At 73.2% G+C, this 18,369-nt stretch carries 13 protein-coding genes; 8 read left to right on the top strand and 5 right to left on the bottom strand.

All coding sequences use genetic code 11. The features are described from left to right. Window positions 1-227: 227 nt before the first annotated feature. From ACWD5F_RS41290 to ACWD5F_RS41275, 4 genes are all read left to right on the top strand, one after another. Entirely contained in the window at window positions 228-1,313 is a 1,086-nt protein-coding gene (locus ACWD5F_RS41290; RefSeq protein WP_451261344.1) for a WD40/YVTN/BNR-like repeat-containing protein, read from the top strand. A 130-nt stretch (window positions 1,314-1,443) separates the two neighbouring features. Then, the gene (locus tag ACWD5F_RS41285) at window positions 1,444-2,121 is read left to right on the top strand and encodes a uracil-DNA glycosylase (protein ID WP_401726300.1); all 678 of its coding nucleotides are present in this window, start codon (window positions 1,444-1,446) and stop codon (window positions 2,119-2,121) included. Continuing rightward, window positions 2,118-3,131 (top strand): N-acetylglucosamine kinase, encoded by a 1,014-nt coding sequence (locus ACWD5F_RS41280; protein ID WP_451261343.1) that lies wholly within the window; start codon window positions 2,118-2,120, stop codon window positions 3,129-3,131. The genes ACWD5F_RS41285 and ACWD5F_RS41280 overlap by 4 nt, the downstream gene beginning before the upstream one ends. Before the next feature lie 119 nt (window positions 3,132-3,250). After that, window positions 3,251-4,174, top strand: coding sequence for a sirohydrochlorin chelatase (locus tag ACWD5F_RS41275; protein WP_401726304.1), 924 nt, complete (start codon window positions 3,251-3,253; stop codon window positions 4,172-4,174). Window positions 4,175-4,266: 92 nt separating this feature from the next. Here ACWD5F_RS41275 and ACWD5F_RS41270 read toward each other — a convergent pair whose 3' ends face one another. Both ACWD5F_RS41270 and ACWD5F_RS41265 read right to left on the bottom strand, forming a co-directional pair. Then, window positions 4,267-5,301 carry a lactonase family protein gene (locus ACWD5F_RS41270; protein ID WP_451261342.1) on the bottom strand — a complete coding sequence of 345 codons (1,035 nt, stop codon included), beginning with the start codon at window positions 5,299-5,301 and terminating at the stop codon, window positions 4,267-4,269. Between the two features lie 155 nt (window positions 5,302-5,456). Beyond that, window positions 5,457-6,953, bottom strand: a complete 1,497-nt coding sequence (locus ACWD5F_RS41265; protein ID WP_451261411.1) for an FUSC family protein — start codon at window positions 6,951-6,953, stop codon at window positions 5,457-5,459. A 178-nt stretch (window positions 6,954-7,131) separates the two neighbouring features. Between ACWD5F_RS41265 and ACWD5F_RS41260 the strand changes: the two genes are divergently transcribed. Further along, entirely contained in the window at window positions 7,132-7,608 is a 477-nt protein-coding gene (locus ACWD5F_RS41260) for an Lrp/AsnC family transcriptional regulator (RefSeq protein ID WP_401726310.1), read from the top strand. A gap of 187 nt (window positions 7,609-7,795) precedes the next feature. Here ACWD5F_RS41260 and ACWD5F_RS41255 read toward each other — a convergent pair whose 3' ends face one another. Both ACWD5F_RS41255 and ACWD5F_RS41250 read right to left on the bottom strand, forming a co-directional pair. After that, window positions 7,796-9,184: an FAD-binding oxidoreductase gene (locus ACWD5F_RS41255; protein ID WP_451261341.1), complete on the bottom strand. Its 1,389-nt coding sequence runs from the start codon at window positions 9,182-9,184 to the stop codon at window positions 7,796-7,798. Window positions 9,185-9,324: 140 nt separating this feature from the next. Next, complete coding sequence (locus ACWD5F_RS41250) at window positions 9,325-11,928, bottom strand: ATP-binding protein (RefSeq protein WP_451261340.1); 2,604 nt, start codon at window positions 11,926-11,928, stop codon at window positions 9,325-9,327. 181 nt (window positions 11,929-12,109) lie between these two features. Between ACWD5F_RS41250 and ACWD5F_RS41245 the strand changes: the two genes are divergently transcribed. Then, on the top strand, window positions 12,110-14,923 hold the full coding sequence (locus ACWD5F_RS41245) for a beta-L-arabinofuranosidase domain-containing protein (RefSeq protein WP_451261339.1): 2,814 nt from the start codon (window positions 12,110-12,112) through the stop codon (window positions 14,921-14,923). Between the two features lie 53 nt (window positions 14,924-14,976). Here the strand turns inward: ACWD5F_RS41245 and ACWD5F_RS41240 are convergent, their stop codons facing one another. Continuing rightward, window positions 14,977-15,801, bottom strand: coding sequence for a LysR family substrate-binding domain-containing protein (locus tag ACWD5F_RS41240; RefSeq protein ID WP_451261338.1), 825 nt, complete (start codon window positions 15,799-15,801; stop codon window positions 14,977-14,979). 58 nt (window positions 15,802-15,859) lie between these two features. Here ACWD5F_RS41240 and ACWD5F_RS41235 point away from each other — a divergent pair, with 58 nt between their 5' ends. Both ACWD5F_RS41235 and ACWD5F_RS41230 read left to right on the top strand, forming a co-directional pair. Next, window positions 15,860-16,249: a DUF5997 family protein gene (locus tag ACWD5F_RS41235; protein ID WP_124000967.1), complete on the top strand. Its 390-nt coding sequence runs from the start codon at window positions 15,860-15,862 to the stop codon at window positions 16,247-16,249. A 413-nt stretch (window positions 16,250-16,662) separates the two neighbouring features. Then, window positions 16,663-18,285 (top strand): C40 family peptidase, encoded by a 1,623-nt coding sequence (locus tag ACWD5F_RS41230; RefSeq protein ID WP_451261337.1) that lies wholly within the window; start codon window positions 16,663-16,665, stop codon window positions 18,283-18,285. The last annotated feature ends 84 nt before the right edge of the window (window positions 18,286-18,369 follow it).

The following is an 18,369-nucleotide window of genomic DNA, read 5'->3' as shown; positions in this document are numbered from 1 at the left end:
GATGCTCAGGTCGAGTCCCCCAGGCGACGGTCGCACGAGAGGTCCCGATCGCGCAGGCGTCTGCGCGAAATCGCCCGCGCGACTGGCCGAAAAGGATCGGCCGCAGTGCCGCGTCAAGCCGCCGTGACCCCTCTGACCTGTGGTGATGACACGTCCGGGGGTGACTGTCAGTGGCGGGGTGCAGACTGGCAGGTGTCTGGGACAAAGACGTCGCGGAGGTGATCGGCATGACCGAGGTACTACTCGCCGTGGGCACGCGCAAAGGCCTGTTCATCGGGCGGCGGCGTGGTGGCGCATGGGAGTTCGACGAGAGCCCGTACTTCAACGCGCAGGCCGTGTACTCGGTCGCCGTAGACACCCGCGGCGACCGGCCGCGCCTGCTGGCCGGCGGGGACAGCTCCCACTGGGGCCCGTCGGTGTTCCACTCCGACGACCTGGGCCGCACGTGGACCGAACCGGCGCAGCCCGCCGTGAAGTTCCCCAAGGACACGGGCGCTTCCCTGGAGCGGGTGTGGCAGTTGCACCCGGCGGCCGCCGAGGCGGATGTGGTGTACGCGGGTACGGAACCGGCCGCGCTGTACCGCTCGGAGGACCGCGGGGAGACCTTCGAGTTGGTCCGGCCGCTGTGGGAGCACCCCACCCGCTCCAAGTGGGTGCCCGGCGGTGGCGGTGAGGGTCTGCACACCGTGCTCACCGACGAGCGCGATCCGCAGGCCGTGACGGTCGCCGTCTCGACGGCCGGCGTGTTCCGCACCGCCGACGGCGGCGCGAGCTGGGCGCCCTCCAACTCCGGTGTCGCGGCGGTGTTCCTGCCCGATCCGAACCCGGAGTTCGGGCAGTGCGTGCACAAGATCGCCAAGGACGCGGCCGACCCGGACCGGCTGTATCTGCAGAACCACTGGGGTGTCTACCGCAGCGACGACGCCGGCGCGCAGTGGAAGGACATCGGCGAGGGCCTGCCCTCCACGTTCGGCTTCGCGGCGGCCGCCCACCCGCACCGCGGCGACACGGCGTACGTGTTCCCGATCACCGCCGACGCGGACCGGGTGCCCGCCGACCGCCGGTGCCGGGTCTTCCGCACGGCCGACGCGGGCAAGAGCTGGGAGCCCCTGACGGCGGGGCTGCCCCAGGAGGACCACTACGGCACCGTGCTGCGCGACGCGCTGTGCACCGACGACGCCGATCCGGCGGGCGTGTACTTCGGCAATCGCAACGGCGAGGTGTTCGCCTCGTCCGACGACGGCGACAGCTGGCGGCAGTTGGCCTCCCATCTGCCGGACGTGCTGTGCGTGCGGGCCGCGGTGGTCGGATGAACCAGGCGGGGGTGAATCAGGCGGAGATCAATCAGCCGGGGGTCAATCAGGCGAGGGGAACTTCCGGTCGGGCACCGGGCGTTGGCCATCGGTTGATCTCCACGGTCGTTACGGCAGTAGGGTGACGCCCGTGGCACCACGACCGTTGCATGAAATCGTCGAAGCGGGCTGGGCGCAGGCCCTGGAACCCGTCGCCGGAAAGATCGCCGAGATGGGGGACTTCCTGCGCGCGGAGATCGCCGCCGGGCGCACCTATCTACCGGCCGGACCGAACGTCCTGCGGGCCTTCCAGCAGCCCTTCGACGACGTACGCGTCCTGATCGTCGGACAGGATCCGTACCCGACACCGGGGCATGCGGTGGGGCTGTCGTTCTCGGTGGCGCCCGAGGTGCGTCCGCTGCCCGGCAGCCTCATCAACATCTACCGGGAGCTGAACACCGACCTGGGCCTGCCCCAGCCCGCCAACGGCGATCTGACGCCGTGGAGCAGCCAGGGCGTACTGCTGCTCAACAGGGCGCTCACCACGGCCCCGCGCAAGCCGGGCGCGCACCGCGACAAGGGCTGGGAGGCGGTCACCGAGCAGGCGATACGGGCCCTGGCGGCGCGCGGCAAGCCGCTGGTGTCCATCCTGTGGGGGCGTGACGCGCGCAATCTGCGCCCCCTGCTCGGCAATCTGCCGTCGGTGGAGTCCGCGCACCCCTCCCCCATGTCGGCCGACCGCGGCTTCTTCGGGTCCCGTCCCTTCAGCCGGGCCAACGACCTGCTGATCGGGCAGGGCGGACAGCCGGTGGACTGGCGCCTGCCGTGACCGGCGGGGCGAGCGGCGGACCGGGTCCCGGAGCGGACCGGGCCGGCGTCCTCGCCGTCGACTCCGGAGGCTCCGGCCTGCGGGTCGTGGTCGCGACCGGCGACGGGACGGTCCTGGCCCGGCGCGAGTCGCCGGAGCCGGTGCGCACGGGGGCACGGGGGATCGACCCCGGGCATCTGATGGAGCAACTGGGGCCCATGGTGCGGGTGTTGCTCGCCGACAGCGGAGTGACCGCACTGCGCACGGCCGCCGTCGGTGCCGCCGGGCTCGCCACCCTGGGCGACGCCCTGCGCGCGGAGCTTCCGGCCGACCTGCGGCGGGAGTTCGGGGTCCGGACGGTCGCACTCGCCGCCGACGCGGTCACCGCGTACACGGGAGCGCTCGGCGCGCACCCCGGTGCCGTGGTCGCCGCCGGTACGGGTCTGATCGCCGTCGGCACCGACCTGAACAGCTGGAGTCGCGCGGACGGCTGGGGGCATCTGCTGGGCGACTGCGGCAGCGGTGCCTGGATCGGGCGGGCCGGACTCGAGGCGGCACTGCGCGCCTACGACGGACGGCCCGGTGGATCGGCGGGGCTGCTGGCAAGGGCCGAGAAGCTGTTCGGCCCCGCTTCAGGGCTGCCGGGCCGGGTCTACCCCCGCTCGGACCGGCCCGCCGTCCTCGCCTCCTTCGTGCCCGAGGTCGCCGCCCTCGCCGAGCAGCACGACCCCGTGGCCATGGGCATTCTGCGTTCGGCGGCCCGGCACATGGTCGAGTCCGCGGCCGCGGTGTGCCCGACCGGGGGCGACCCCCGGATCGCCTTCACCGGGGGCCTGTTCAGGATGGGCGAACCGCTCCTCGTACCGCTGGCAGAGGAGTTGGCGAGCGTGCTGCCGTCCGCGCGGCGGGTGACGGCCGCCGGCGACCCCCTGGCGGGGGCGGTGCGGATCGCGGCCGACCTGGCGGCGGGGACGCTCACCCTGCCGGGTGACGCGGCGATGTTGTCCGTGGTCACCACCTCGGGGGAGTGATCGACAGCGGCCGATCACTTCCGATTCGTACGTAACTCATCAGACAAAACCGGACGGATACCGCTCACCTGCACCCTCCCCGAACAGGGGAGCCCAGGAAGCCAGTAACATGCGACGCCATGAGCTCCCCCACTGGGCCCGCGTCCGGCCTGCCAGTACGAATGCCGCGACCTCGCCAGGCCGGGCGGCACCGCCGTCCCGAGCCGCTGGCTGCTCCCGAGGGCGCGCCCGCGCTCGTGCTCGCCGTGCCGGGCACGCCCAGCGCCGGCACGCGCAGCCTCGCCGAGGAGGTCGTGAGCATCGCTCGCTCCGAGCTGCCCGGCCTGGACGCCCGCATCGGTTACCTGGACGGTGACGACGCGGAGTTCCCCACCCTGCAGGCCGTGCTCGTGCACGCCGCCGAAGAGCGCTCCGCCCGGTTCGAGCAGGCCAAGGCCGCCGGACTGGACGTCAAGGAGCCCGACGGCCCCGTCGGCGTCGTCGTACCGCTGCTGGCAGGACCGGACAGCGCGCTGCTGCGTCAGGTCCGCCAGGCCGTGATGGACAGCCGCGTCGCGGCCGACCTCACCGATGTGCTGGGCCCGCACCCGCTGCTCGCCGAGGCTCTGCACGTGCGGCTGTCGGAGGCCGGTCTGGCCCGCGCCGACCGCGCCCGGCTGTTCACCGTGGCGACCGCGGCGGACGGCATCGTCCTGGCCTCCGTGGGCGGCGACGAGGCCGTGCAGGCGGCCGGGATCACCGGCATGCTGCTCGCCGCGCGCCTGGCCGTGCCGGTGATGGCGGCGGCCCTGGACCAGGAGGGCTCGATCGCGGCCATCGCCGAGCAGCTGCGCTCCTCGGGCTCGCAGCAGCTGGCGCTCGCGCCGTACCTGATAGGGCCCGAGATCGACCCCGGTCTGATCGAGGCCGCGGCCAAGGAGGCGGGCTGCTCCGCCGCCGAGGCGCTCGGTCCGTACCCGGCGATCGGCAAGCTCGCCCTGTCCAAGTACACGTCGGCCCTGGGCATCGTCCCGCCGCAGCCGCAGGGCGCGCCGGTCCGCTGACGCGCGGGCACGGCCGCAGGAACGCCGAAGGGCCCGCTCCCGAACACCGGGACGGGCCCTCGGCATGCCGGGGGCGGGTACGCCTGCCGGCGTCAGTCGAAGATCACGCAGGACGCGGCCGGCACCCGGAGCGAGCCCTCGTAGCGCGGCAGGCCCGTGGCCGGGTCGACGGCGTACCAGGACACATCGCCGGAGCGCTCGTTGGCGACGTACAGGAATCCCTCCGACTCGGCGAGCGCGCGGGGCCAGTGGCCGCCGCAGGGGACCGTGCCGATCAGCCGGAGTTCCGCGCCCTCGACGGCGAAGGTGGACAGGACGTCCTCGCCGCGGGTCGCGGTCCAGACGAAGCGGCCGTCGGGTGCGGCGACGATCCCGGAGGGATAGGCGTCGCCCGCCGGGGCCCCGGGCAGCACCTGGGCCTCGGTGAGCGGCTTCAGGGACCCGTTCTCGGCGTCCCAGCGGCACACGGTGACGGTCGGGGTGAGTTCGTTGAGCACGTACGCGTAGCCGCCGCCCGGGTGGAAGGCCAGGTGGCGGGGTCCGGAGCCGGGGCGCAGGGCGATCTCCCGGTGCAGTTCGAGGGCGCCGTCGCGCAGGGCGCACACCCGCACCGAGTCCGTGCCGAGGTCGACGCTGACCGCCCAGCGCCCGCTCGGGTCGGGCTGCACCTGGTGGGCGTGCGGCCCCTGTTGGCGGCGCGTGTGCGGACCGGAGCCGGTGTGGCGCAGGATGCCGGAGGGGGCCGGTGCGAGGGTGCCGTCGGCGCGCACGGGGACGGCGGTGACGCTGCCCGAGCCATAGTTGGCGGTCAGGACGTGGCCGGCGAAGACGCTGAGGTGGGTGGGCTCCTGCCCGCCGACCGGCACCGCCGGTCCGACCCGCTCGGGCCGCGGCCCGCTCACGCGGTAGGCGGCGACCGCGCCCTGCGCCGTCTCGCTGACCGCGTAGAGGGTGTTCCCGCCGGGTGCCAGGGCCAGATACGACGGGTCGGGCACGCCGTCGACGCTGCTCAGGGCGATCAGCGCACCGCCCCTCGCGGCCACGGCCGCCGTCACGATCCCGGGCCCCCCGGCCGCCGTGAACGATCCGATGAAGGCCCTGCGCCGCCGCCCGCCGCCGTCTGTCACCGCTGTCCCCTCTCGGTCCTGTGCCGTCGGGGCGACGTTAGCAGTCGATCATGAGCGGTCTAGACCATGTTCGGCCGATCTCACTGGCTGGTCCTCGTCGGGGCCTGTCGGGGCGAGGAAACTCGTGCGGAGCCCAGGTGCCTGCCGGATACGGCTCAGGCGCCGACCAGCGGTGAGCCCGACGGCGTCCGTAGCGGGGCGGCCAGTTCCGCCAGGGCCCGCTCCAGGCCGTGCAGGTGGGCCAGGGCCGGTTCCACGGCACTCGCCGGGGAGTGGTGCGCGGTGGTCTTCTCGGTGCCACCCGCGGTGAGCGCCTCGACCGCGGTCTCCACCCGCCGGCACGCGGCGGCGAGGCGCGCGTCGTGGGAGGCCTCCGGGTCGGCGGCGACGGTGACCAGGCCGCGGATCTCGCGGGCGCAGTCGTCGAGCAGGGCCAGCACCCGGCGGGCCCGGCGCTTGCGGCCGAGCATCGGGTTGAGCGGGTGCACGAGGGGCGCCACGGACAGGCGTACGCGAGCGACCAGTTGCTCCAGTTCGGCCACGCGCGGGGCCGGGTCGGCGGTCGGGGAGCCGGCCAGGCGGGCCGCGGCCTCGGCGGTGCAGGCGTGGACGCAGCGCAGCGCCCGCTGGATCCAGGCGTGGGTCGTGGTGTGCGTGGTGACCGGCAGGACGAACAGCACGGCGAGTGCGGCGCCCAGCGCCCCGACGCCGGTCTCCGCGAACCGGAGGGCGAGCAGGCCGGGGTTCAGGACACCGAGCAGGCCGTAGAGCAGCTCGGCCAGCAGGGTCACCCAGAGCATCATCCAGGTGTACGAGACGGCGGCCGTGTAGAAGATGCCGAAGACGCAGACCGCGAGGAGGGCGGCCGAGGGGACGGGCGCTCCGCCGACGGGGACCGCGACGAGCAGGCCGAGCCCGATGCCGATCACCGTGCCGAGGACCCGGCGGAAGCCGCGGACCAGGGTCTCGCCGCGCGAGGCGGTGTTGACGAAGATCCACCAGGTGGCGCCGACGGCCCAGTACCAGCGTTGCCCGGACACCAACTGCCCGACGACCAGGGCGAAGCCGGCGCCCGTGGCCGCCTGCACCGCCTGGCGGGTCGTCACCCGCGCGAGGCCGGTGCCGGACGGCGGGGCGGGTACGGGCGCCGGTGGCAGTCGGCGTTCGTAGCACCACAGGCCGAAGCGCACCGCCGCCGCGGTGAGCACCGACAGCACGACGGCCGCGTACAGCTGGGGCAGTCGGTCGGTGGTGGCGTGCAGGAACTGCGCCACGAAGAACGTCATGAAGGCGAACACGCCGAGGCTGTGCCCGCGCGGGCCCCAGCGGCGCGCGTACACGCCCGCGCCGACGACGGCGAGGAAGGTGAGGTCGCGGGCCACGGGACGGTCGTGCAGTTCGGCCGCGACGGCGAGCACCGGCAGGCCGACGGCCGGCAGCAGCGCGGTGGTGAGGGCCTGGGCGCGGACCGTGGCGTCCGTGACGGTGAACAGGGCGAGCAGCGCGGCGAGGCCGCCGGTGACGGCGCCGACGAGCGAGTGCCCGGCGAGGCCGCAGACGAGGACCGCGAGCCCGATGCCGAGGACGGCCCGGGCGGCGAACCGCAACCGTGCGCGCCCTGGGTCCGGCGCCACGAACACCCGCTTCAGCACAGCCACCCCGCCCCTGGACGCCGGCTGGTCACCGGCATGGAAAAGGCGCCGCGGAGGTCCGCAGCGCCATCGACGGGACCATCACAACATCAATGAGGCGGGTGGCTCAAGCGACCTTCGTTCAGCTGGGCCATTGGCTCAGTCTCGAAGGGATGGGCCATTGGTACAGTCTCACGTCATGAGCGTGGACGACCTCGACACCCGCATCCTGAGGCTGCTTCTGGAGCAGCCGCGCACCAGTGTGCGCGAGTACGCCCGTCTGCTCGGCGTCGCGCGCGGCACGCTCCAGGCGCGCCTGGACCGGCTGGAGCGGGACGGGGTGATCACCGGTACGGGCCCCTTCCTGTCCCCCGCCGCGCTGGGCCACCCGGTGCTCGCGTTCGTGCACATCGAGGTCACGCAGGGGCATCTCGACGACGTGGGGGACGCGCTGGCCGCGGTGCCCGAGATCGTCGAGGCCTTCTCGATCACGGGCGGCGGGGATCTGCTGACCCGGGTCGTGGCGCGGGACAACGCCCACCTGGAGGACGTGATCCAGAAGCTGATCAGCATGCCGGGTGTCGTCCGCACCCGTACCGAGGTGGCCCTGCGCGAGCGCGTTCCGCATCGGCTGCTGCCGCTGGTCGAGTCGATCGGGCGCGCGGCCGGAAAGTGATCCCGCCCTGACCGGGGACGCCGTCCCGTACGCCGCCGTGCCGGCCGACGTACGGGAGGTCGCCGCCGCGGGCTGCTCCTGCGGGGAGGCCGGTCGCAGTTCGCCGCGCGGGACCGGCGCGGCGGCCGCGGCTGCCCGACCGCCCGGCGGCGCCGGAGGGGAGGCGTCGCCGATCGATCGGGGTCCGTCAGCTCGGGCGGATGTTCTGGTTGAGGCGGAAGACGTTCTCCGGGTCGTAGTCGGCCTTGATACGGGCCAGTCGGTCGTAGTTGCCGCGGTAGCTGGCGCGCACCCGCTCCTGGCCCTCGTCCATCATCATGTTCACGTAGGCGCCGCCCGCGGAGTACGGGTGCAGGGCGTCGAAGTAGTCGACGGTCCAGCGCTTGACGAGGTCGGCGTTGGCCGGGTCGGGGTCGACGCCGGCGTAGACGGAGGCCCAGCGGGCGCCGCGGTAGGCCCAGGGCGTGTCGTCGGGGCCGACGTCGTGGGCGGCGCCGTCGATCGGGTAGAGGTGCATGGTCGACTGGACCGTGGGCACCTCGGCGCCGAACTTGGCGTGCAGGTCCACGGCCTCGTCGGGGATCTCGTTGACGAAGTCGGCGCGCCAGTACCACTGGTGGCCGGGCGGGTAGAGCCCGTCGAACATGGACTGCAGGTCGGGATGGGGCATCGGGCCGACGGCGTGCAGCAGTGGCGCCGGGAGCGCGTCGAGCAGCGGGGCCATCTCGCGGGCGGCCCCTTCCATGTCGTCGCCGGTGTAGCACCACACGACGCCCGCGGTCTTGCGGAGTTGGATCTCCTCGGGGAACGGCGGGGCCGGCGGGACGGTGCCGTGCAGGAAGAAGCCGTTGAGCTCGCGGGGCGCGTTCGGGAGGAAGTCCCGGTAGGCGGTGAGGACTTCGGCGCTGATCTCGACCGGCCAGAAGGTCGGCCCGGCGATGACGGTGCTGATCTCGTGCAGCCGGAAGAGGAAGGACGTGACGACGCCGAAGTTGCCCCCGCCGCCGCGGACCGCCCAGAACAGGTCGGTGTTCTCGTCGGCGCTCGCGCGGACCTGCCGGCCGTCGGCGAGGACCACGTCCGCGGCGAGGAGGTTGTCGATGGTCAGCCCGCACCTGCGGGTGAGGTGGCCGAGCCCGCCGCCGGTGGCGATGCCGCCGACCCCGGTGGTGGAGACGATGCCGCTGGGGGTGGCCAGACCGTGCGCGTTGGTCGCGCGGTCCACCTCGCCCCAGACGCAGCCGCCGCCGACCCGGACCGTGCGGGCCTCGGGGTCGACGTGGATCTCCTTCAACGGTGACAGGTCGGCCACCACTCCCCCGTCGACGGTGCCGAGTCCGGCGCCGTGGTGACCGCCGCCGCGCACCGCGAGCGGCAGGGACTGGGCGCGGGCGAAGCCGATCACGCGGGCGACGGCGTCCGCGTCCGCGCAGCGGGCGATCAAGGCGGGCCTGCGGTCGATCATCGCGTTGTAGACGGCGCGGGCCTGCTCGTAGCCGGAGTCCTCGGGCCCGATCAACTCCCCTGTGAACCCGGCCAGTTCCCTGCGTGCCGCTTGAGCGGGTGTACTGGACATGCGATATCCCCCGTTTGTTCGGTGTCGGGTCGATCTGCACGTTCTACTCGTGTTGCGCACCCCCGGACATCCGTACGGGTCACCTAGCTCGGGCCCTTCGGCTACCTACGTTTCGCGCTCGGCCTCGGCCCTCGCGGTACCTACGTCTCGCGCTCGGACAGGAGGCCGAGCTGCGCGGCACGGACGGCCGCGTGGCGCCGGGTCGGCGCGTCCAGCTTGTCGAGGACGGCTCGTACATGGTTGTCGACCGTGCGGACGGACACGACCAGGCGGGCGGCGATCTCGGAGTTGGTCAGGCCCTCGGCGAGCAGCCGCATGACCTGGAGCTGGCGGTCGGTGAGACCCGCCGGGTTGCCCCGGGTCGCCGCGAGGGGACCGCGCGGGATGCGGCGGACGCCGAGGCGGCGCAGCTCGGTGCGGACGAGGCGGGCCAGCGGTTCGGCGCCGAGGGCGTCGAGTTCGGCCAGGGCGGTGAGCTTGTCCCCGGGGTGCGGGCTCTCGGCGACGGCGGCGGCGTGCTCGTAGGGGCAGCCGGCCGCCTGCCAGATCGACGCGGCCTCCCGCCAACGCCCCCGGGCCTGAAGGGCGTACGGATGCTGCGAGTCGTCGTCCACCGGTACGGGGTGCCCGGATTTGCCGAGCCAGTAGGCGAGTTCGGCGCCGTAGGGGATGCCGGTGAGGTGGCGGGCCTCGGCGTGGACCGGGGTGGCGGCCTCGACCACGGCGTCGTGGTCGCCGCGCAGCCAGGCCGCTTCCGCCAGCGCGGCCGCCACGGGTCCGGCACGCTGGAGCTCACGGGTGCGTACGGCGATCTCCTGGGCCTCGGCCAGGAGATCGTCGGCACCGGGCCGGCCGCAGCGGGTGCGGATGCGGGCGAGGACGGTCAGCGCGGGACAGCGGGCGGGGAGGAAGTCGTGCATCCCGAACTCGGCGTGCCGCTCGGCCTCCTCCCAGTCGGCGGCGGCGAGCCGGCGGATGGCGAGTTCGACGTGCAGGTAGGTGAGGAAGCCGAAGTGCTCGGCGCGTTCGGCGAGTTCCATGGCCGGGGGCAGCAGGCGGTCGGCCTCCGCGTACTGGAGGTTGTCCAGCAGCGTCCAGATGAGGTTGGCGTAGGAGCGGCAGGCGTGCTCGACCTCGCCGGCGGCGAGCGCGACGTCGAGGCTCTCCTCCACCTGCTTGCGCCCGCCGGGGTCGCCACCTCGCCAGCGGGCCATGCCCACGTTGTTGAGGGCGTGCGAGAGGATCGCGGTGTCCTCGGTCCGGCGGGCCAGCGCGATGGCGCGCTCGGCGTGGGCGACGGCCTCGGGGTAGCGGTCGGACAACATGCGCAGTTGGGCGATGTTGCTGACGGCGAGGGCCAACAGCCTCTCGTCGCCCGCCTGTTCAAGGACGGCGACGGCCTCGCGGGCGGCTTCCTGCGCCTCGTCGGCGTCGCCGGCCCACCAGTGGATCCGGGACAGCCAACGCAGGTCGGCGCCGAGGGCGAGGGTGTCGCCGAGGGAGCGGCGCAGGGCGACCGCCTCGCGCTGGGCGGCGACGGCGGCGGCCGAGTCGGCGATGGTGTAGCTCTCCACGGCGTAGCGTTCGAGCAGGTCGGCGAGTTCGGCGGGGCCGTAGCGCTGCCGTCGGCGCAGGACGAGCCGGAGTTGGGCGGCGGCCTCGCGGTGGGCGCCGGCTCCGGCGGCGTCCCGGGCCGCGTCGGGGCCGTAGCGGGCGATGGCGTCCTGGTCGCCGGCCTGGGCGGCGTGATGGACGATGCGGGCCGCGTCCGAGCCGGGCCGGGCGATCAGGGCCGCGAGGGCGTTGCGGTTGAGGTCGATGCGCCGGGCGGCGGGCAGCGAGTCGGCGACGGCCCGCCGGATCAACTCGTGCCGGAAGGCGACCCGTTCCGGCTCCACCGTCAGCAGTCCGCGCTGTTCGGCCGCCACCAGCGCGGCCACTCCGTCGGTCAACAGCGCGTCCACCAGCGGGCGTTCGACCGCCGAGGGCACGACGGCGAGCTGCTCCAGCGCGTCCACGGTGGCGGGTGCGAGACCGCGCAACCGCGCCAGCACGGCGTCGACGACCGTCGGGGGCACTCCCCCGGTGCCGCCGGCCGCCACGACCTCGGCGACGAAGAAGGGGTTGCCCGACGTCACTTCGTACACCTGCGCAGGATCGAGCCGGCCGGCCGAGCTGAGCGTGCGCACCGCGCTCAGCGAGAGCCGGGCCAGTGGCAGGCGGTGCACGCGGGGTGCGCGGGACACCTGGCCCAGGAGGTGACGCAGGGGGTGGCCGCGGCTCAACTCGTCGTCCCGGTAGGTGAGGACGAGCAGGGCGGGCAGCCGCTCCATGCGCCGGACGAGGAAGCGCAGGGCGTCCAGGGAGGCCTCGTCGGCCCAGTGCACGTCCTCGACGACCAGTACGGCGGGATGGGGGGTGGCGGCCAGTTCGGCGTGCAGCGCCTCGTAGACGCGGTGGCGGTCGCCGCCGTCGGTGACGGCGCGGGCGAGTTCGGCGCCGACGCTGCCGACGAGGTCGCGGAACGGGCCGAGCGGCCTGCTGGTGGCCAGGTCGTCGCACTGTCCGACCAGAACGCGGGCATGGGGAGGCAGCAGGTCCGGCATGGCCTTCACCAGGCTGGACTTGCCGATCCCCGCCTCGCCGAAGACGAGCGCCACGGAACCGGCACCGCCCGCCGCCTGCCGTGCGGCCGCGGCCAGACGCGCCAGCTCGGGCTCGCGTTCGAGGATCCCCCGGTCCACGTCGCCGATTCTGTCACCACCGGGTCGGTCCGCGAGGTGTCCTGCCCGACCGGAACTGAACCCTCCCGCCCCGTTGACCCTCACCTGCCTCATCTCTATCGTCTGGTCGACTGTTCGTACACCGTTCGCAATATCGAACGAACGGAACGAGCGAAGCCACCGGACCCGTTGAGGAGCACCCATGGCACCGCCCCTCTCCAGACGATCCCTTCTGCAGGCCGCCGCCCTCGGCACGGCCACCCCCGCGCTCTCGTACGCGGCGACCGGCCCCGCGACCGCCGCCACCGACTCGGCCACCGCCGTCCCGGCCGCCTGGACCGTGCGCCCGTTCGCGCTCGACGACGTGACGCTCGGGGCAGGTGTCTTCGCCGACAAGCGGCGGTTGATGCTCGACCACGCCCGCGGCTACGACGTGCACCGGCTGTTGCAGGTCTTCCGCGCCAACGCCGGGCTGGCCACCGGTGACGCGGTCGCGCCCGGCGGGTGGGAGGGGCTCGACGGCGAGGCGAACGGGAATCTCCGCGGGCATTACACCGGGCACTTCCTGACCATGCTGTCCCAGGCCTACGCCGGCACCGGGGAGCCCGTGTTCGCGGCCCGGATCGCCACCATGGTCGGCGCGCTGACCGACGTACGAGCCGCCCTGCGCGCGGATCCGGCCGTACTGAGCGTGGCCGGTCGGTTCGGGTCCGCCGCCCTGAACGAGCGCGGGTCCTACCAGTACGTCGAGCTGCCGCAGGGCGTGCTCGGCGGCGCCGCCGCGATCACCCTCGCCGCGTGGGTGAAGCCCGTGCACGACGACAACTGGGCGCGCGTCCTCGACTTCGGCGACGACACCACCCGCTACCTCTACCTCGCCGCACGCAACGCCAACGGCGTCCCGCGCTTCGCCGTCACGACGAGCGGGGCCGGTGGCGAGCAGGGGCTGAACGGCACGTCCGCGTTGCCGTCTAACGCGTGGAGCCATCTCGCCGTGACCCTCGCGGACGGCACCGGGACGCTCTACGTCAACGGCACGGCCGTGGCGCGGAACACGGCGATGACCCTCACCCCGGCCGCCCTCGGGACCCTCGCCCACCACTGGCTCGGCCGCTCCATCTACCCCGCCGACCCCGTCTTCGGGGGCGCCTTCGGCGGATTCGACGTCTGGTCGCGCGCCCTGTCCGCCGCCGAGGTCGGCGAGTTGCAGGCCAGCCGGTCCGCCGACGCCTCGTCGGGCCGCGGGGACCTGGCCTCGTACGCCTTCGACGAGACCACCGGCGGCAGTTTCGCGGACGCCTCGGGCCGTGGCCTGACCGCCACCCTGCGCCGGACCTGGGGCGGTCCGAGCCACCCCGGGTTCCTGGCCGCGTACCCGGAGACGCAGTTCATCCTGCTGGAGTCGATGACCGGCTCCGACTACACCAAGGTGTGGGCGCCCTACTACACCGCGCACAAGATCCTCCGCGGCCTGCTGGACGCGTACACCGCCACGGGCGACGACCGGGCGCTGGACCTCGCGTCCGGCATGGGCGACTGGATGTACGCGCGCCTGTCCGTGCTGCCCGCCGCCACCCTGCAACGGATGTGGGGCATCTTCTCCAGCGGCGAGTTCGGGGGCATCGTCGAGGCGATCTGCGATCTGCACGCGCTCACCGGAAAGGCCCAACACCTGGCGCTGGCCCGCCTGTTCGACCTCGACCGGCTGATCGACGCCTGCGCCGCGAACACCGACACACTCGACGGGCTGCACGCCAACCAGCACATCCCGATCTTCACCGGCCTGGTCCGCCTGTACGACGCGACGGGCGAGGAGCGCTACCTGACCGCGGCAAAGAACTTCTGGGGCATGGTCGTACCGCATCGCATGTACGGCATCGGCGGCACCAGCACCGGGGAGTTCTGGAAGGCGCGGGACGTGATCGCGGGCACGATCGGTGCGGCGACGGCCGAGACGTGCTGCGCGTACAACCTGCTGAAGCTCAGCCGGACGCTGTTCTTCCACGAGCAGGACCCGAAGTACCTGGACTACTACGAACGGGCCCTCTACAACCAGATGTTGGGCTCCAAGCAGGACACGGCGGACGCCGAGAAACCCCTCGTCACCTACTTCATCGGGCTGACACCGGGGCATGTGCGCGACTACACGCCCAAGCAGGGCACGACCTGCTGCGAGGGCACCGGCATGGAGAGCGCCACCAAGTACCAGGACTCGGTGTACTTCGCCGCGGCCGACGGCAGCGCGCTGTACGTCAACCTGTTCAGTCCGTCCCGACTGACCTGGGCGGACAAGGGAGTCACGGTCACCCAGACCACCGACTATCCCCGGGAGCAGGGCACCACCCTCACCGTCGGGGGCGGCTCCGCGACCTTCGAGCTGCGGATACGGGTGCCGTCCTGGGCGACGGCCGGCTTCCGCGTCACGGTCAACGGGCGTGCGGTTGCGGGGAGTCCGACGCCGGGGAGCTACTTCGGCGTGTCCCGGAAGTGGCGGGCCGGAGACACCGTGCGGGTCGCCGTGCCGTTCCGGCTCCGGGTCGAGAAGGCGCTGGACGACTCCTCGCTCCAGACCCTGTTCCTCGGGCCGATCAACCTGGTGGGCCGCAACTCGGCCACGGACTACCTGGAGTTGGGTCTGTATCGCAATGCTGGGCTCTCCGGTGATCTGTTGCCGTCCTTCACCCCGGTGACCGGCGAGCCCCTCCACTACACGCTGGACGGCATCGAGTTCGCCCCCTTCTTCGAGGGGACGGAGGACCCGACCCATGCCTACTTCAGGCGGTCGGAGCCCGTGGTCGTCTTCGGGAACACCGACTCGGGCGTGGCCAATCCGGTGAAGGCCGACGGCACGACGTTGCTGGACGAGGTCTGGGCCGGTGCGCCGTTCGGCGGCAAGGGCGCGCTCATCGCGCGCGTGCGGTCGACGGTGGACGCGTGGGTGTCGGACGGGCTGCTCAGCGCGGGTGACGGGGCGAAGGTCGTCGGTACGGCGGAGCGGGCCGTGTTCGCGTCCTGAGCGTCCTGAGTGGAGAGAGCCGTGTCGTGCCCTGGGCGGAGGCGATCAGAGAGCTAGGACCGACCGCGGGGCTTGCCCCGCTTGCCGCCACCCTTTGCGCCGCCGCCCTTGGCTCCGCCTCCCTTGGCTCCGCCACTCCTGCCGCCGCCACCCGTGGCACCCCGGCCGCCGCGACCCGTCGGCTTCGAAGGCGTCGCGGGCTTGCGACGGGCGGTGGTCGGCTCGGCTCGCTTCGTCTTCGGCTCGGGGTCGGCGGTCCTGCGGCCCCGGGAGCTGTTGGCCGTGCGTCCGCGGACGATGCCGATGAAGTCCTCGACCAGGTCGGTGGTGGCGTCCTCGGGCCAGGAGAGGGCCACGCTCGACTCCGGGGCGTCCACGACCGTGCGGTAGGTGAGGTCCTTGCGGTGGTGGAGCCGGGCCAGGGACTGGGGCACGATCAGCAGGCCCACGCCCGCCGCCACCAGTTCGACGGCGTCGGCCGTGGTCGGGGGGCGCTCGAAGGCGGGCTCTCCGGGCGGCCGGTCCCAGTCGAAGACGTCGTCCAGGGGGTGGAAGAGGACCTCGTCGGCGAGATCGCCCACGGTCACCTCCTCCACGGCCGTGATCACGTGATCCTTGGGGACCAGGACGACCGTCGTCTCGGTGTAGAGGGGGATCGCGCTGAGGAACGTACGGTCGACCGGCAGCCGCACGAACGCGGCGTCGGCCTCACCGGCGCGCAGCAGCTCGGACGCCTCCGCGGCCTCGACCTGGCTGAGCGTGAGGGGGACGTCGGGCAGGCGCTCGTTCCACACCCGCACCCACTTGGCGGGCGTCACCCCCGGGACGTACGCCAGCCGGAATGTCGGGGATGTTGCGGAGTCCGCGGAGCCTGTCACCCCGCCAGATTACCGTCCGTGGTCGGCGGCCTCTCACACGATCGATACCCTTGACACCATGACGTCGCACCAGAGCACCCAGACCATGAAGCCCGCCACCGCGGCGAAGAAGCTGGGTGTGTACCTCGAAGCCACCCCCGCAGAGTTCCGCGAGGGTGACGTCTCGCGCGCCACGCTCGACGAGCTCCAGGCGAACCCGCCCGAGTGGCTGCGCGAGCTGCGGGCCAACGGTCCGCACCCGCGTCCGGTGGTCGCCGCGAAGCTGGGGATCTCCATCTCGGGTCTCGCCCGCGGCGGGGTCACCGAGGCGCTCACCACCGAGCAGATCGAGGCCATCAAGCAGGACGGGCCCGAGTGGCTGGAGAAGGAGCGCGCCACCCAGGCGGAGGTCCGCAAGGAGGCGGCGCGCCTCAAGCAGCGGGACGCGGAGCGCGAAGCCGGTTCCTGACCTCACCGTCCGGTTTCGGCGACGGTGAGTCGTCGGCCGGAACCCGTGTGTACACGGAAACCGGTTCTGACGGTCAGTTAAGACGAAGGTCACAAAAGCGTATCGGACATATCGCGCTTCAACCTTCACACAGGGCACACAAGTTGGTTAAGTTGATTCTCAGGTCGCGTGACTCTCTCCGGCGGACCCCGTCGGGTCGGGCGACCTCCGCTGAGTCCGGCTCGCCCCTGTGGCAGTCGGAGCCGGGGACCCACCGATTCATGGGGTGAATCGGCCCAACCGCCCTTCGGGGCACGGGCCGTAGGGCATGCCTTCCGGAATTCACCGCCCGAACCCTCCCCCAGTGCCTGAACGGCCTGGGGGGACCCCCACCGCTAACTCGGTAAGCGGAGTACGGAAGGAGTACGGCTCCCATGGCGCCGGAACGAATGCCGCGCGCGGGAGGCTTCGGCCAGCCCGGCATGCGCAACTCCGCTTTGGCGACGGCGGCCCTCACCTCGGTGGCCGTGTTCTCGCAGGCCGCCGACGCCGCGCCCCAGGCCGCCGATGAGGGACCGAGCCGCGAAGAGGTCCAGCAACGGATCAGCACCCTCTACGACCGGGCCGAGAGCGACACCGGAAACTTCAACGCGACCCGTGCGATGACCGGGGGCAGCCGAGGCCGGGGCCCCTCGACCGGCAGCATCCCGCGCCAGACCTCGGACCCCGACCTCGACAACGTCGCCCGGCGCTGGTTCGACGCGGCACGCAACTCGGTGGGGCCGACCATCCCGGCGGTGCTGCCGGCCGACCGGATGCCCGCCCGACCGGCCGTACCCCGGCCCGCGCGCCCCGCCGACGACCTGATCGAGCGCAAGCGTGACGTGCCCGGTCTGCCCGCGGGACCCACCGGCCGCCCGGTGGCGGAACTGACGGCGGGCCCGGTCGCGGAGCTGGCCGCGGGTCCCGGCCCGGCGCTGACGGGCCGCGCCCTGCCCGCCCTGCCCGCCGCTTCCGCGTCCACGCCCCGTCCGGAACTCCAGCCCGCGGTCCTGCGAGGACTGCCCCCGGCGGCCCCGGCCACGCCCACGCGTCAGGTCGCGCTGCGGACGGCCAAGGAGCGCAGCCAGCGCAAGATCGCCGCGGCCCGTGACCTCTTCGCCCGGTACACCGGGCAGCGGAGCGCGCCCGCCCTGGCGATCGAGGCCGCGCCCGCCCCGGTCGCCGCCCCATGGTCCGACACCGCTCAGGAGGCCCAGCGCAGGGCCGAGGAGGAGTGGCGCCTTCGGCAGCCGAGCGTCCTGGACACCGGGGTACCGGCCACCCAGGCCTGGCAGCAGCCGAACGCCTACGACACCGGCGCGATACCCGCCCAGACCTGGCAGGCCGGCACCTACGACACCGGGACGATTCCCGCGCAGTCCTGGCAGCCGAACGCCTATGACACCGGCGCGGTACCGGCCCAGAACTGGCAGCCCGACGCCCTCGACACCGGATCGATGCCCGCGCAGTCCTGGCAGCCGAGCGTTCTCGACACCGGCGCGATCCCCGCTCAGAGCTGGCAGCCCAGCGTGCTGGACACCGGAGTGCCCGCCACCGAGGCCTGGCAGCCGAGCGTTCTCGACACGGGCGCCGTGCCCGCCCAGAACTGGCAGCCCAGCGTCCTCGACACCGGTGTCCCCGCCGCCCCCGCCGTCGGCAGCAAGGCCGAGCGGGCGATCGCCTTCGCCCGTGCGCAGATCGGCAGGCCGTGCGTCTGGGGCGCGATCGGTCCGGGCTCGTACGACGACTCCGGGCTCACCCAGACCGCCTGGAAGTCCGCGGGGGTCGCCCTGCCGCGCGCCGCGCAGGAGCAGGCGAGCGCCGGTACGGTCGTGCCCCTCGCCGAGAGCCGGCCCGGGGACCTGATCTTCTACAACGACAACTTCAGCCACGTCGGCATCTACACCGGCGACGGCATGATGGTCCACGCCCCGGGCCCCGGCACCTGCGTACGCGAGGAGTCCGTCTACTACGCCGGGGAGGCCGCGGTCCGCATCGCCGTGCGTCCCGTCTGACCTCCACCGGCAGTCCCACTCGGCCACTCCCCCGTCCGGCTACATCGTGAAGCCATTTGCCTAAAGGGTTTAGGCAAACGCATA

The organism is Streptomyces sp. NPDC002499 (assembly GCF_053595415.1).
Note: the sequence above shows the minus strand (reverse complement) of the source record. Positions and strands in the feature narration are given on the sequence as shown.